We start from the raw sequence: 15,599 nt of genomic DNA, 5'->3' as shown, positions 1-15,599 counted from the left end.
ATGATCGCTGTTATTGTAAATCCGCCGTTCGTTGACCCAACCTGCCCACCTCACTTTGCAGCGTATCTAATTGGTTGCGCCAGGAATAACGGCATCAGTGATGTCGTATTCGCAGACCTTAACGTCGAAGTGTATAATCATTTTTTTGAGCAGGAATTTTATGCTGGCGTCAAGTCAGAATGCGCTGACGTGTTGGATCGCGTGGGGCAGATGCGGGCGCCCCATAAACTTGATCAAGCAAGATACAGGGCGGCACTGTCAGCGGAGGGAATCTCGTGGGAGGCTTTGCACCTTGCGGAGCTCATAATGAAGTCCCCGTCGGAATTCTACGATATTCAACGGTATAAAGCTGCCGCTTCACTTATACTGAGATATATGAGATGTATTGGAGCCGGTAATCTTCCATCCCTCATTGGGTTTGGGACTTTACACGCTGCGCCGTATACCACTTATAATTTTTTTGAAGATCTACAGAGTGACGTATTGCTTCATGCTGTCATGTCATCGATCGGTGGCGTTGTTGAAAAATTTATTCAATCACATTTGGACAACCCCCCGAAAGTATTTGGTATCTCATGCAATTACCAATCTCAACTTTTGGCTACGATAGGGATTGCTAAGCAGCTGGAAATTCGGTTTCCGGGTGCAAGGATAATTCTTGGTGGCACGGAAATTACTGAGCTATACAAAAGTGCCGATTCACTAAACCTGCTATGGCGCCTATTTCCGCGTGGCGTCATCTTAGTGGTAGGCGAAGGCGAAACAGCCTTCGTGAAAATCTTGTCAGCAGTGAGGGATGGTCGGTCCGACTTCAAGTCCCTCCACCCAAATATTGCAAGCGAAAGCGACGGAAACCGTGTGACCGATGCGTCTATCGAGGATATAAACGCAATTGGAGACCCGGCGTATGACATCTATTCACTTGATAGATATTGGTCTCCGGAACCAGTGCTGTTGTACTCCCCGACGAGAGGTTGTTACTGGAATAAATGCACATTTTGCGATTACGGCCTGAACTTCAATTCACCTACATCGCCTTCTCGGCAACGTCGCCAAGAGTTAATCGCATCCGACCTCGATTATCTTAGTGGGCTCACACGTCACGTCTATTTGGCCGTTGACGCTATTGCACCGTCTATATTGCGCAAGATTGCGCAGCAAATTGCAGATGCAAATATAGAACTAAACTGGAGCGCCGAGGTTCGGCTGGAGCGCAGAACTACTTCCATCGTCGACGCGCTTTTACTAAAAAGTGGCGGGTGTGTGGCTCTTTCGTTTGGGCTTGAGTCGGCCGTTCAAAGGGTTTTAGATCTCATCGACAAGGGGGTTCGAATCGACGCCGTGCGACCGCTGTTGGAATCCCTAACCGCTGTTGGGATCCATTGTCAATTGATGGGATTTGTTGGGTTCCCGACTGAGACAATAGACGAAGCCCGAGAAACGTTTCGTTTTTTGGTCGCGACACAACAATCTTGGACTTTTGCAGGCATTGGGGATTTCGTACTTACGCCTGGTGCGATTGTCGCGCGCGAGCCGTCCAGGTTTGGAATCGCGGCCTTACGGCCCGCACCGGGGGCATTTTCCCGAAGCTTCGAATGGGTGGACGAAGAGGCCAAGCCCCAGTCTGGGAATCGCAACGGCTTCGTTAGACAAGAGTTTTCCGGCGTTGGTGGTAGTATCTTTCCGCGCCCGTTCCTCGGGGGGATAGACACCGCACACTCCTTGCTCTACTTCGCGCAAGCCACGCCAAGTGATTTGCGTTCTAAGCTGAAGGCGGCATATCGTCCACTCGTTGAGCGACAATTTCGTACCGTAGCGTTCCCCGCGGTAATGGAATTTGCAACCGCTGACGAACTTGCCCAGCAGCGGTCTCATGCAATCCCGTGCGCCTTTGATTCGACGTTCGCTGAATTCGTCGCTCCTCAGCGGATGGTTGATAGAAAGCCCACCTCTGTATCGGTTGCACCAAGTGGAAATATCTATTTACGCGTTGATTGTGGGGGCAATGACGAGGCCATTGGTTGGATCGAGGAACTCTTTGTTTGATGTCTTCGGTAAAAGATTAGGCAACGGTTTGTCGTAAAACGATCAAGTTTACTAATGCAAACGGGCGACTGCGGAACTTATGTATGGTTTAGCATGCGCCTAGCCAAGTATTATTGGATTTCCGATTTTATGGAGGAGTAGGATGGTACACCTATCGAGCAGGATGATTCAGATCGCGTTACTGACTCTCGTGATAATTCTTGCACCGCATTTGTTGGTGGCGAGACCAGATAAAGACAAGACAAATGAGTACGTTAAGCCGACGATAACTGAAGTGAAACGTCAGATCATTCATGGAAAGCTTGTTTGAACCATATCGGGATGTGTTATGGACATACCATCTGCATTGGACGAGCGGGCGGCTTGGAGAGAATTCAACGGTCCGAAATTCTCCTTAAGGCTGTTTTTCGCTTGTGCAATTTCCGTTCTCGCGTGCAGCGTGGTTAAAGTTGCCGTTGCTGGGCCGAGTGAACATTCAGAGTTGAACGAGCGCGCGAGGGCTTATGCTGAGGTCCTTCAGGGCGATCCGATCCGAGTAATTTGCGATGCCGTGAAGGCGGAGTTTGCAGTCGACGGTGAATGTAGCGGTTCGATGTCAAATGGGAAGAAGAGTATACGGGCTAAACTCCTGGTAGATAACGAAGCCCAGAAGAGTTTTCAGATTGTTATTTCAGGGCTAAGCACTGCACTTGCGGTGGGGAGGAAGGGAAGCACTGAGCAACATAAGGTATTCGTTCTCTGCGGTTTCGACGGATCGCTTCGGCCAATTATTTTGGTGTACGACTTCGAGAGCCTTATAAAGTCGACACCATATTTGGACGGGTCAGACGATGACAAATACATATTGATGGACCGCGATCTGTCGGGTCAGGTCGAGACTTTCCAGGAAGGAATCAAGGCATCGATATGGTCCCGGTTTCATACTTTAGTAAACGAGAAAGTGGGCGCGCGATGACCGATCGTTACAGGGCGGACTACTTCCGGTATTTTGCCGGCGCACTTCTGTTGGGAACACATACGGTAGTCATAACAATACTATTTCTCTCCGATCGATCTCCTAAGATTGAGGACCGTATTGGAATAGTACTCATAGCGATCCCGGTGACCCTAGCGTACGTAGTCGCCTTTTTGAGGTTCTCGACGCAGCATGCATCCGCTGACTTAAATAACGAAGCGGAAACCTACAATGTCCTTGCTGTTGCGACAATGTCGTCGGTTATCATGGTCTTCTGCATTGCTTTGTTGTTAGTATCCATCGGTTACACCTTTTTCTCGTTTTCAGAGCCGCAACAGTTCAAACTCATATTGGGAGTAGTTGAGACCGCTTTCGGAGGCTTGGTTGGAACGATATTTGAGATGTTATTTGGCGTAAGAATCGAAACGGGAAGCGCTACCGGAGGGGCGTCCATAAAAAATTCATCTGCTCCTGACGTCCACTGAAACAGTTGGGAGCTGATGCACCCTCGCGAGCCTTTCCCCAGGGAGCCGTTTCGTTTTGTGAGGAAGGATGGTGACATGCTATGTGGGGAAACGACAGCAGTCTTTGCTCATCTTCTTCGATGATTTGGTGTCCACCTATTTTGGTGGACACTTCATGCCTGAGAGCACTGCGCGTGCGCAGAAATTCGCGCTCTGGATAGGGTAGGTGATGCCTTCGAGTCAACGCCGCTTTCCTGGCGCCAAAGCTATTTTGTGAACAGCGAGAAGCCGCAAGACATACAAGTGTGCCATTCAATGTAGATTTGCCATCTGTCCGCCGGCGCCGATTGCCCCGAAACCATTGAGCACGGAAATTGCTTTATCGACAAATGGTGTGACATCAAGGGGATCAAGAACCTCGAATTTGTCCAATTCTCCCTGCTCGTTGATAGTTAGTTGATACAAGCACGCAGCGCTGGTGCCCTTGGAATCCTTAGCTCTTAGAAAATCAAATCGGGCCGCAGGTATATCGCCCACAAGTGCATGCAGCACTCCGCTGTTGTACCAGTGCAGCTGAATTGCATCTTCATCAGCGTACTGTAGGGCTGCTTGCAACCACAGCCGTGCCTCCTTGTAGTTGCCATCGCCTATGTAAAGGTACCCAACATTGTTTGCGTTTTGATGCAACCGGCTCTGTTGGAGACTGAAGGCTGCCTCCGCGAATTCTTTGGCCCTAGTGCCATCTTTGTGGGTGACATAATAGTGTGTGACCATGTCCATGAATTCATTCGCGACTCGCGTTGACAAATGCTCATCGCCTAAAAGCTGAATTGTGTCTGCGGCGGCCTTTGCGGTCGGTACGACTATATCCCAAGATTGGATATTGATTTCGAAGCCAACTTCAAGCCCTCGGGCCGTCAGATCGTCAAATCTGCGTCTTATTTTCTTCAGGCCAGCAAGATGCTCTGGTTCGCGCCAGATGTACCAGGCTTGCCCCTGGGCCATGTCTGATTTGAACTGTAGTTCAATCAGGCGAACAGCCTTCCCCGGTCCTTGGTACAAGATACTCGTAAGCATGTTTTCCAAGAGTGGTGTTGTTTCATAGTCAGTGGGAACAGGTTTGCCGGCCAACAGATCAATGGTAGGCGCGATGTCTTGCGCACCACTTTCGGTTGTGATTCCTCCAATGGGAATCATTGCCTCAATGTCTGGAGCTACCAAGGCGAACAAGGTGAATATGTAGTTTTCGACCGGTAGCTCGGCCAAAGTGACTCGCGTATTTTTGCTTCGTGCAATGTACTTGAGATAAACTCTGTCGAATTGGTCGCCGCAGAACCTCGTCGAGTGACCATCGATAACAATAAGTCCGAGGGTCTCCAGTTCTTCACTTATTTGAACAAACTGCTCTTGCTTCCAACGCGTTTCGCCATGCAGTAAATATTCTAGTCGCCAACTGTCGGAGACCGAGAGTTCTTCCGTGCCGCCGCACAAGGCCTCAAGCGCCTGCAAAAAGTTTGCTCTAAGCTTCCTGGCGGATTTGATTACAGAACGATCATTGACATTTTGACCCCGCGCAAGCTCAGCCTGAATACCCTCTATGGTAGTCAAGTTGAGGCTAAATCGCTTTGCCTTACCCTCCTGGCAACGTCGAAACAGTTCATGACAGATGAGTTGTATTTCATAGGGCTTTCTGGCTGAGAGAGCCTCGACCTCTTTTATAAAGGAGGAAGACGCAAGCGTTCTAATGTCTCGTGGCGTGAGAGCAAATCTTTCAAGGGGTCGTTGAACGCATTGGCGAACGTCGTCATCGCCTTTAAACGGGCCAATATCAATCCTCTTGAATTGTCTCATGATCGGAGAGAAGACGTCGTCCATAATTGGAAAGAAGTCCTCGGTTGCTGCGAACATAAGCATATACCCAGGTAGATTCATAAATATGTTTCTGAGTTTCTCGAGTATTATTCGATTGTTTTTTAAGACATTGCACTCATCAATCAGTAATATTATTGGTTTTTTTACCTCTGCAGAAATGGTAATAAGGTCATCCGTAACAATTTCATCCGGTACGTTGAGAAGTTTATTGCCCGCTCTTAATGCTTGGGCAATCAGGATCGCGCTCACAAAAGGAATTTGCTCAACGTCTTTAACTTCACCTGACGCGGTCAGCTCGAGGTAGTGGAAAAATGCAGCGCCTTTCCGACCTCCGAACGCTCCAGCAGCAAACGCCGCCATAATTATAGCGCTCAATACTTTTCTAAAAAAATCGAGATCTGTAAGGACGTCACCTTCGTTGAGATTGATCCGCACCGGGCAAAAATCTCGGCGCTTTGCCTCTAATTCGGCCATGTTTAGAAAGCTGGTTTTTCCAGATGCGCGGGCGCCCACCAGAGCTAAATGGATTGGTCGGTTCGTGTTCTTTGCGTGATTTAAATAATAGATAACGTCCGAGGTTTCAGAGGATCGCCCATAAAATGACCTCTCCTCTGAAACCGGGTTGGCGAAATCATAGGGATTTGGCAGGTCTCTAAGTTTCTCAAGCATCGAACCGTTCCGCAGTGGTTAGCATTTGCCTAAGGTCGTCGACGGCATGTATTCCGAATTGCACGGCTTCTCGCTCCTCTATCCATTGGCGCTTTTTGAGGGCTTGGCCCAAGCCCGAGGGAAGTCCTTGGTAACCTTCTAACAGCATAGAAAAAGCTCTGATTCTCTCTGTCGACCGCCCTAGATAGGCGTCTTCGAACCACCATTGGTCGAGAGCATCGAAAATTTCGGATTGATAGTCCGTGTATGTCTTACCCAACCTCATTGCGACAAGCGCGCCTTCGATTGCGTCAACGAGACGAGCGAGGTAAGCGGTGATAGGTACGTGGGCTGCGGCAGATTGCATCAACCGCTTAAGGTCTGTCGGCGGGATGCACCCGACTATTCTATCACGAGCAGTCCTGAGGTAAGCTAGATCGCGGTCTGTGAGATATCTTAGGTGGGCAATCTTGTTTCGAATTGCCTCCAGTTCGCCCAGGTGGACTCGTACGCCATCTTTGTTGCGAAAGGTTTCCGCGAACAAAGTCCAGTTCCCGCCCATTTCAATAAGAATACGCAGGTGCGGAAAATCCGAATAATAGAGGGGAGAATGCGGGACAAGTTTCGCCCAAGGAATAGATCGCTCGTATTCCAACCCGTCAGATATGCGCTTTCTAATGTCGGGTGGCAGTGCTTGCTTTAACCACTTCTTGCCGAACTGCTGCTCCAGGTTTCTTGTGATGAGCTCCCTTAGCACTACCTCTATCTCAAAGAACAGCTCGTACCCCTCAACGCTTCGCGATTTAAAATCGGAGTAACTACGCTCGCCCATGAATTCACCCGTTAGACTCAGCTCTATTGGACGTATCATAAGTTGAATGTGCGTGATAGTAACTCTTCAGTCGGCGAGGCGTAGACAGAATGCGGTCGCAATGGTTCAAGGCGTGATGCGGGAACAACGCATGCTCATTCTCGATGAGGAAAAGGTATGCTGTACCCTGTACATGAAGGAACGCGATGCCTAATTGACCTGGCCGACGATTTCCTACTGTACTTATTCCGATGAGCGGTGACGCTGGTTGGAGTTGTTGGGATCATTGATTTCCGTCGGAAATGATAAAGCGGTGCGCCGATATCCCGAATTTTAGCGAAACCTTAAATCCAACAGCAAACCCCGAATGCTACAACCTTGAGAGGTCATTGAGGGTGCAACATGAAATTTCCAGCGGTTGTAGCATTCGGTTCGGTAGCAGCATTCTTGGGGGCCGATGGCTACACCGTGTTGCCAGATTCTATGAGTGCACCGATTGCAAATTTATTTTCTGTTTCGCCACGCCCGATGATCATTGAAAACGGCGTAATCGTCCAAAGGGGCTCGACTTGCAGTATCAAGGGCAATGTCAGCATCATCAGTCGCGAGCGCATCTATCAGGTTCCCGGCCAGCACTACGACGTCACAAAGATTTCGCCGGAGTATGGCGAGCGCTGGTTTTGCTCGGAAGCCGAAGCGCGTGCTGCTGGATGGCGTAGAGCTGGTTACTAAAGGTGTTGTCGAAAGGTCCAGGGGAAGCCCGGATCGCGACCGCCTATGAAAAATTAGAACGTATTGCTGAAACGCAAAAAAACCGGACGAACCGCGGCTGTGATTTGAGTGCTGGTCAGCATAAAAGATTGGGTCCCCACGATGGTCGAGCGCCAGTCGTGATACCGGGCGAGGCTTCTAGGCCGGCAACAGCCGCTTTCTCGAAGCAAGATTATATCGACGTCGGCCGTCGCGGCCCACAAGTCGCCGCAACCCTTTAGCCGGCGCACCGCCCTCACAGCGGCAATAGGGTTCTTTCACCTTCCCGGTTCAACCAGGTGTAGGATATCCATCCCACGCGCGTGTGTGATGCCACTTTGAAAAGGTATGCTTAAAACGAAGTCTTGATAGGATGCCGGACGAGTACTTCGATAAGCCGCATTGACTATATAAAACGAAGCGATATCTATCGAAGTAGAAAAAACGAAGTGAGGGTCGTGTTCATATGTTCATTCGGGCTTATTTGCGCGCGTCGACCAAAGAACAGGACGCTACCCGAGCGGGATCACAACTCCAAAATTTCGCTGAGGAACGCGGGTTTAAAATTGCCGCGAGATACATAGAGAACGAGAGCGGGACTTCGCTGAAGCGTCCTGAGCTGTTTCGGCTCCTGGCGGATTGCCAGGCAGGTGACGTGCTTCTTGTGGAGCAGGTAGATCGCCTGAGCCGATTGAACGGCGATGACTGGGCCAATCTCAAGGCTGCGATTGCTGCGAAGCGCGTTCGGGTGGTTTCTCTCGATCTTCCGACATCCTATCAACTAATTCACGCCGGTGATGAATTCTCGTCGCGAATGCTCGATGCCATCAATGGAATGATGCTCGATATGTTGGCCGCAATTGCGCGCAAGGATTACGAGGATCGCAGACGCCGCCAAAACCAAGGTATCGAGAAGGCCAAAGCCCGCGGTGCGTTTAAAGGAAGACCAGAGGATACGAAGCGAAATGCAGCTCTAATAGGTATGCTCAAGGGCGGACAGACCTGGTCGCAAATCGTGAATGCGACGGGGGTTTCGACCTCGACGTTGTCTAGGCTTGCTAAGCGAATAAGGGAGGAGCACCTGCCTGGACTGAGATCGAGCTCCTGAAAGCAGGGGGCGGCTAATCTCCAAGCGTTATCGCCGATTTGCCGAGAAGCGCCCTTATGACATTGACCGACCTAAGCGAGTTTCCAAGATGTGCGATACTGTGGCAGTTTGGGCAAAGCGGCACGAGGTCAGTTTTTGGATTCACAATGGTCCTGCCTGTCGCTGAAAGGGGCTTGCGATGGTGGATGTGGACAAAGCCATTCGCAACTTCACCGTAAACAGATTTGAGGTCCATTTCGCAGGCCAGGCATTGCGTGCCGTGAATTCGGACGGCCTCGTTGCGCAGTTTGGGATCACGTTCAAATCGAGTACCGTAGACAACTTTCTTGCCGCCTTCTTCACCAACCGTTGTCAAACCATCATCAGATCCAATGTCCTCGACGGCATCGATAACATCCATGCCTGCAATCCCCGCTACGGCCCGGAAGACATCGTAACTCGACTGGCGAACACCATCACGCCAAAAATTGTCCTTACGCGCGTCTGGGATTGTCTCCAGTGTCTCTCCGGCAAGTCGATGTGGAACGGCCTGTGAAAAAGGTGTGTACTTTTCAATAGTAACAAACAGATCACCCTTCTCGCTCTTGGGATCAGGAGAGTGAGAGCCAGCGATTGAAAAGGCAAAATAATGAGGATCCGGTGACATGCGCCTAGAGGCAAACTCTTTGTCGCGCAATCTCCCTTTGTAATGTAGCAGAAGCGTGCCAGGCGTCAGCAATCGCGAATATCGGCGAGGGAAATGGTACCGAGAACCGGTATCGTCCTCCCACTGAGTTAGATCGTTTTCGACAATAACCGTATACTGCTGCGTCAACTGCGTACCCCGCCCGTTTATAGAAGGGGCCAGCTTGGATCAGACTTGTATACTTGCGCAAGCATAAATTGGGATATTAATACCGCCCCGGTTATGATCCAGGTAGGCGATCTTGGGGAATTCCCATCGCGCGCTGTTCTCTGCCCGCGATGGCTTCGATTTATCTGTCTATGCGACGGCGCCGCCACGTAGCTTTGAAAGCCTATTGGATGCGTTGAGACGGCGAACCTCGTGTGCAAATTCCTTGGACACAACTCGGCGCCCGACTGGCCAAAGTGAAAGGCCAGCGAGCTTGAATGATTGAATTCCAAAGGGGATCGTAATGATAAAGAAGCAGTTGATCACCCCGGCAACGAGATAAGCCAGAAAGAGAATCCAGCCGAATGAGCAAAGCCAGGCGACATTGGCGACGAACCCAATAGTACCAGTCGCTGCGGTTAGCGCGGTCACGCCTTTCGCATCGATTTCACGAATATGAACAACGTCTTTCCCAAACGGAAACGCCGAAAGCTTAGCCATTTCGACAGCTGCTCTTGAGATAGGCAAACCAATAATTGAAACTGCAAAGAGCGCTGCACCTATAAGCCAGATTCCGGCCAGCCAAATGCCCCCAAAGACAAACCAGATTATATTTCCAACTAGTCTCATGTTATCCCTCTCTTCAAACCCTCGCGGTGCAGCGCTTATAGACCACATCACAGTATTCGTCCATCAAAAAACGTAGTAAACTACGGAATTTAGCCGTAGCGTATATGGGTTCTTTTTTGACTGTCGCGAAGCGATGTTCGGCGATGGCGTCAAGCAGGGACATAGGGAAGTCGATAAGAGAATTGCGGAAGGCGAGACGCCTGACGCAACGAAGCCTTGGTGAGTTAGTCGACAGGTCAGAAGACGCGATCTCGCAAATAGAACGCGGGGTTAATATACCAACGATAGAAACGTTGGCATCGATTAGCTCCGCGCTGGGTGTCTCACTTGACCAACTAATGCACGCTGATGATGGAATGATTTCTGATGAGCGCGCCCGGTTGCTCTCACGCGCAAATTCGATACTGGCGACCCTGCCTGACAATCACCTTGCGATCGCCCTGGAGCAAATTTCTCTTCTCGCGAAACTGAACAAGAACTAAGAGCTAAGCCACCCTGAGGCCAGCCCAATAGGCCTTTGCGTCATCCACGTGTGGCGATCGCAACAGGTCGGTCAGTGGCAATCGCCATGAAGGCAAATCTTTGATTCCGAGTAGCACGAGTTCATTTGCGATCTCACGTAGAAGATGCTCGGGAACCTCCTTATTGCGTGCCAACTTCATGGGCCCAATTTTAAAGCCGGTTGGTGCGTCGTTGAATAGTTCGATTACGACTTCAGGGGTGCCTGTCCAAACGCAATAATACCGTTCGCCGTTCGCCACGTCGAAAATCATATCGTCAAGACAGTTCCCTAGTCTTTTGCCAGCCAGTCTCATTTCCTCGTCCGTTTTGAGGAAGGTGATCTTATCGCTGTCCTCTGCCGGCGGACCGGGGAGCGGAAGTCTTCCAAATAAACTCGGATCAATATCAAAGGGAGCTGAGAAGAAAACCTCCTCGGGCTGATAAATCTTTTCGATAGCCACACTATAGAGTTGCGACACCGATCGACGTAGCTCCTAAGCTTGGCACTTGAAGCACCAAGGGCCTTCATCAAATCAATGTGGGAATTGAGAATACGCGCCGAATGTGTGTCGGGGATAAAAGAGAGTACCGATGCTCCTAGTACTGCCGGATCGATAACACGCACGGCATTCAGGGACCCGCTTGTGAAAATTACTGTGCCTTTAAGGGCTTGGATTTGCCGCTCTGGGGGATTGGTCAGTAGATACGCTACCAAGTCGTCGTAGAAGGCCTTCTCGCGTACGAAGTGTGTCTCCTTATTCAGAAGTTCAAAGGCGAGGGGAGGGAGCCCAAGTTTCCTAACTACGTCACGGCCTTTTCCGAAGTGCACCAAACTGGCAAATTCTTCAATTTGCAGTCCAGAGTTCGAATAATAGCGGCCAGTTTCGTCAAAAGACACGGCCAACGCGAGAGCCGTTATTTGCTTCCTTCGTCCGATCAACGAGATCCATTCCGAAAGAAAGCCATGTGAAATTCTTTCTAACTCTGCTGCTGACCTTGCCCCGTTGAAATAATCCATTTTGAAGTAAGCTCTGGCCCATTGAGAGGACCAGAGAATGAAGCGCAACCGTTTCACAGACGAACAGATCATCGGCATTCTGAGGGANTGACCTTGCCCCGTTGAAATAATCCATTTTGAAGTAAGCTCTGGCCCATTGAGAGGACCAGAGAATGAAGCGCAACCGTTTCACAGACGAACAGATCATCGGCATTCTGAGGGAGCACGAGGCGGGCACGCCTGTCGCGGAGCTTTGTCGCAAGCACGGCGTGAGCGATGCCAGTATCTATAAATGGAAAGCCAAGTTTGGCGGCATGGACGTGTCCGAGGCCAAGCGGTTGAAGACGCTGGAAGACGAAAACACGAAGCTGAAACGGCTCCTGGCAGATGCGATGCTCGACAATGCCGCTTTGAAAGACCTTTTGGGAAAGAAGTGGTGACGCCCGCAGCAAGGCGGAAAGCTGTCACTCATCTGATGGATCACCACCAGATGAGCGAACGGCGGGCGTGTAAAGCCATGGACTTTTGCCGGATGACGATCCGTTACGAAACCAGGCGCAGCGATGACCATGACCTTCGCGAGCGGATGAAGGCGCTGGCGCATGAACGTCGCCGCTTTGGATATCGACGCCTTCATGTGCTGCTTCGAAACCAGGCGCAGCGATGACCATGACCTTCGCGAGCGGATGAAGGCGCTGGCGCATGAACGTCGCCGCTTTGGATATCGACGCCTTCATGTGCTGCTCAGGCGTGAGGGGCACCTTGTGAACCACAAGCGGCTCTTCCGGCTCTATCGGGAAGAGAAGCTGACGGTGCGCAAGCGCGGCGGACGGAAACGAGCGATAGGCACACGAGCACCGATGCTGATCCCGCTTACCGCCAATGATCGCTGGTCGCTGGACTTCAGAGAAGCTGACGGTGCGCAAGCGCGGCGGACGGAAACGAGCGATAGGCACACGAGCACCGATGCTGATCCCGCTTACCGCCAATGATCGCTGGTCGCTGGACTTCGTATCGGATCAACTCACCGATGGTCGCAGGTTCCGGGTGCTTACGGTCGTGGACGATTGCACCAGGGAGTGCCTGGCTCTCGTCGCCGATACGTCCCTTTCCGGCCTGCGGGTTGCCCGTGAGCTGGACCGGATCATTGAGGGACGAGGTAAGCCGAAGATGATCGTCAGCGACAATGGCAGTCGCCGATACGTCCCTTTCCGGCCTGCGGGTTGCCCGTGAGCTGGACCGGATCATTGAGGGACGAGGTAAGCCGAAGATGATCGTCAGCGACAATGGCAGTGAGTTCACCAGCAACGCGATCCTGCAATGGGCCGASCGGACGACAGTCGAATGGCACTACATYGCACCCGGCAAGCCGATCCAGAACGCCTTCATCGAAAGCTTCAATGGGCGGCTGCGAGATGAGTTCCTGAATGAAACGCTCTTCTCGTCACTGACCCACGCTCGATCAGCACTTTTAAACTGGCGCAGCGATTACAACGATCATCGACCACACTCTGGACTTGGCTGGATGACGCCTGCCGAGTTCGCTCAGACAATCAACCCGCGACGTGATGCGGTGCTGCGCAGCCGGAATGGCTCCGCACCGCAACCCGCCGCTACCGCCCCGAATACAGCAACCCAAAACCGCTGGAGCGAACTCAAAACTGGATAAAACTTGGGGGCAACGTCAGGACGACCGAGTGCAAAAGCAACCGGCGCCGCGGGTGTTCTCAAATGATCTAACCGCCGATAAAACANAATGGCTCCGCACCGCAACCCGCCGCTACCGCCCCGAATACAGCAACCCAAAACCGCTGGAGCGAACTCAAAACTGGATAAAACTTGGGGGCAACGTCACTGACTCCGAAGTGATAGTGGTATTCCACACGAACGCGGGTCACCTCACGCTGCATGACGAAGCGTATAACGCCTCACGGAAGATCGCTGCGGGAAATCCCAACAAGGATCTGATTGCCTCCCTCATGCAGCTTGGTGTCAAGATTGAGTTGTGCGGGGCCACTGCGGAGGCAAATTGCTGGGGCAATGCCGACCTCCTTCCGAACGTGAAGATCAATACGGATGCGATGGCGCGAACGATTCAGCTTGTTCAACAGGGGTTCGTAAAAATCACAGAGGCGTAGTTGCGTCGGCCCCGACCGCAAGAGGTCCGAAGGATGAGAGAACCCGCTCGATTACGGATCGATCGTCGTTTTCCATCGGCTGGTCATTCCCCATCCCATGCCAGGCTTCTGGGAAACGATGAGGGCCGCCATCAAGCGTGAGTTCTCGCGGCGGAGCGCAATGATGATGCTGAAGGCATTTCCGCTGGAGTGGGAGAACAGGTTCCAGGATTCTGGCGCTCCAGGAAAGGATGCTTTCGAGCGCCGCCTGAAGGCTATGACGAAGCACTATCAACGGAACCTCGGAGTTTCACGAACGCCGGTCTCCCCGAATCTTGGGGGAGTTGTTCTGGCTGCCTATCAGGTTCGATGAAGGTCCTCAGGAACATCCCGAAATGCGCTCTGCATATCTGGTCTGAGGGCCTTACATCCAGATCGTGTTAGCTAGACACTTCAAGCTCTAAACAAATTCCGATACTGCGAGGGCTGAGACCGCAGATATTGAGGTGGCGCCCACACCTGGCCTCCGAGCGCGGCGGCCGCATGCCACGGCCAACGCGGGTCATAGAGAACCGCCCGTGCTATCGCGACGAGATCTGCGTCACCTGTGGCCACAATTGCCTCGGCTTGGGCGGGCTCCGTGATCAAGCCCACAGCCACTACTGGAATGCTAACTTCGCTCTTGATGGCCCGCGCGAGCGGCACCTGGTAGTTCGGACCGACTGGGATTGATTGCTTCGCATCCAAGCCACCGCTCGACACATGGATTGCGTCACATCCACTCGCCTCAAGCTCCTTCGCGAAGGTGATAACTTCTATCAGTTCAAGGCCGCCCTTGACCCAATCGGTTGCTGATACTCTCATCGTCACCGGCTTGCCCTCCGGGAACGCACTCCGAACGGCATCAAAGACCTCCAGAGGAAATCGCATTCGATTTTCGAGCGACCCGCCATAGTCGTCGGTCCGCAGATTAGAAAGCGGCGAAAGAAATTGATGCAGGAGATAGCCATGTGCACCATGCAGCTGGACGGCATCAATGCCGATATTGGCAGCGCGTCTTGCCGATGCGACGAAGGCGTCACGAACGCGCTTTAGTCCGTCACGATCCAGAGCTGACGGCGGGACGTACTCGGGAACAAACGGCACTGACGACGGCGCCTCCGTTTGCCAACCATTCTCGTAATCAGGGGCAATTTGCTTTCCCCCAAGCCACGGTTTGTCAGTAGACGCCTTTCGGCCAGCGTGAGCGAGCTGGATCGCGATAGGCATATCCGAGTAACGGCGAATACCCTCCAGCGTCCGCGCCATGGCAGCCTCCGTGGCCTCATCATACAGCCCAACATCGCCATAGGTGATCCGGCCCTCGGGCGAGATGGCCGTCGCTTCGATGGTGAGAAGCCCAGCACCCGACAGAGCAAGCTGACCAAGATGGATAAGGTGCCAGTCGGTCATGCAGCCATCTTGCGCCGAATATTGGCACATCGGGGCAATGACGATCCGGTTGGCAAGCTCAAGTCCGGCGACGCGAAACGGAGAAAAGAGTACGGGGCTGGACATTGGACTCCTTGCAGGTTTGGCGTTTCAGGCGAGCACTCTCGACAGTGGGAATGTCGTAAGCCATCATAGTCATAATTACACCCTCAGGGTCACCCCCTATTGCGCATAAAGTACCGACTTTCGGCCGCATCTGTTCTTCAAATGATTTGTCGCCGCTTCGACTGCCGTCTTGATCATGGCCGCGACAGTCAGTCCGCTAAAACACAATAAAAACTATTGCTTATATTAATGAATTCATTCTCATACGTCCCATAAGGCATCACAACACGTCTCAAAAATAAGTATCTGATAATAAAACGCTTTTTTGGGCG

General features: G+C 51.8%; 12 protein-coding genes and 2 pseudogenes. 8 read left to right on the top strand and 6 right to left on the bottom strand.

Annotated features, from left to right (window positions below):
• From ASC97_RS23290 to ASC97_RS23280, 3 genes are all read left to right on the top strand, one after another.
• The gene (locus ASC97_RS23290) at positions 1-2,046 is read left to right on the top strand and encodes a B12-binding domain-containing radical SAM protein (protein WP_057470717.1); all 2,046 of its coding nucleotides are present in this window, start codon (positions 1-3) and stop codon (positions 2,044-2,046) included.
• 328 nt (positions 2,047-2,374) lie between these two features.
• Positions 2,375-3,001, top strand: a complete 627-nt coding sequence (locus tag ASC97_RS23285) for a hypothetical protein (RefSeq protein ID WP_057470716.1) — start codon at positions 2,375-2,377, stop codon at positions 2,999-3,001.
• Positions 2,998-3,486 (top strand): hypothetical protein, encoded by a 489-nt coding sequence (locus ASC97_RS23280; protein WP_057470715.1) that lies wholly within the window; start codon positions 2,998-3,000, stop codon positions 3,484-3,486. The genes ASC97_RS23285 and ASC97_RS23280 overlap by 4 nt, the downstream gene beginning before the upstream one ends.
• A 291-nt stretch (positions 3,487-3,777) precedes the next feature.
• Here the strand turns inward: ASC97_RS23280 and ASC97_RS23275 are convergent, their stop codons facing one another.
• Together ASC97_RS23275 and ASC97_RS23270 are read right to left on the bottom strand one after the other, a co-directional pair.
• Positions 3,778-6,006 (bottom strand): tetratricopeptide repeat protein, encoded by a 2,229-nt coding sequence (locus ASC97_RS23275; RefSeq protein ID WP_156390439.1) that lies wholly within the window; start codon positions 6,004-6,006, stop codon positions 3,778-3,780.
• The gene (locus ASC97_RS23270; RefSeq protein ID WP_156390438.1) at positions 5,999-6,817 is read right to left on the bottom strand and encodes a hypothetical protein; all 819 of its coding nucleotides are present in this window, start codon (positions 6,815-6,817) and stop codon (positions 5,999-6,001) included. The genes ASC97_RS23275 and ASC97_RS23270 overlap by 8 nt, the downstream gene beginning before the upstream one ends.
• Positions 6,818-7,198: 381 nt before the next feature.
• On the opposite strand from ASC97_RS23270, the gene ASC97_RS23265 reads away from it, so the two are divergent.
• Both ASC97_RS23265 and ASC97_RS23260 read left to right on the top strand, forming a co-directional pair.
• A complete protein-coding gene (locus tag ASC97_RS23265) occupies positions 7,199-7,528 on the top strand; it encodes a sunset domain-containing protein (protein ID WP_057470712.1) in 330 nt (109 codons plus the stop codon).
• 484 nt (positions 7,529-8,012) lie between these two features.
• The gene (locus ASC97_RS23260) at positions 8,013-8,654 is read left to right on the top strand and encodes a recombinase family protein (RefSeq protein ID WP_057470711.1); all 642 of its coding nucleotides are present in this window, start codon (positions 8,013-8,015) and stop codon (positions 8,652-8,654) included.
• 13 nt (positions 8,655-8,667) lie between these two features.
• Here the strand turns inward: ASC97_RS23260 and ASC97_RS34190 are convergent, their stop codons facing one another.
• Entirely contained in the window at positions 8,668-9,468 is an 801-nt protein-coding gene (locus tag ASC97_RS34190; protein ID WP_156390437.1) for an HNH endonuclease, read from the bottom strand.
• Between the two features lie 168 nt (positions 9,469-9,636).
• Positions 9,637-10,116, bottom strand: a complete 480-nt coding sequence (locus ASC97_RS23250; protein WP_057470753.1) for a YccF family protein — start codon at positions 10,114-10,116, stop codon at positions 9,637-9,639.
• A 104-nt stretch (positions 10,117-10,220) separates the two neighbouring features.
• On the opposite strand from ASC97_RS23250, the gene ASC97_RS36315 reads away from it, so the two are divergent.
• Positions 10,221-10,598: a helix-turn-helix domain-containing protein gene (locus ASC97_RS36315; RefSeq protein WP_057470709.1), complete on the top strand. Its 378-nt coding sequence runs from the start codon at positions 10,221-10,223 to the stop codon at positions 10,596-10,598.
• A gap of 3 nt (positions 10,599-10,601) precedes the next feature.
• On the opposite strand, the gene ASC97_RS23240 is transcribed toward ASC97_RS36315, so the two are convergent.
• A complete protein-coding gene (locus ASC97_RS23240; protein WP_057470708.1) occupies positions 10,602-11,096 on the bottom strand; it encodes a hypothetical protein in 495 nt (164 codons plus the stop codon).
• Positions 11,097-11,787: 691 nt separating this feature from the next.
• Here ASC97_RS23240 and ASC97_RS36310 point away from each other — a divergent pair.
• Positions 11,788-13,283, top strand: a pseudogene (locus tag ASC97_RS36310) (integrase core domain-containing protein).
• A gap of 187 nt (positions 13,284-13,470) precedes the next feature.
• Positions 13,471-13,752: pseudogene (locus tag ASC97_RS23220) on the top strand (DsrE family protein); the annotation flags it as partial.
• 432 nt (positions 13,753-14,184) lie between these two features.
• On the opposite strand, the gene ASC97_RS23210 reads toward ASC97_RS23220, so the two are convergent.
• Positions 14,185-15,288 carry an NADH:flavin oxidoreductase/NADH oxidase gene (locus tag ASC97_RS23210; protein WP_057470705.1) on the bottom strand — a complete coding sequence of 368 codons (1,104 nt, stop codon included), beginning with the start codon at positions 15,286-15,288 and terminating at the stop codon, positions 14,185-14,187.
• Between the last annotated feature and the right edge of the window lie 311 nt (positions 15,289-15,599).

Origin of the sequence: Rhizobium sp. Root1203, from assembly GCF_001424945.1 — a bacterium.
Classification (GTDB): domain Bacteria; phylum Pseudomonadota; class Alphaproteobacteria; order Rhizobiales; family Rhizobiaceae; genus Rhizobium.
The sequence above is the reverse complement of the archived record's forward strand: the minus strand, read 5'-3'. Positions and strand labels throughout refer to the sequence as shown.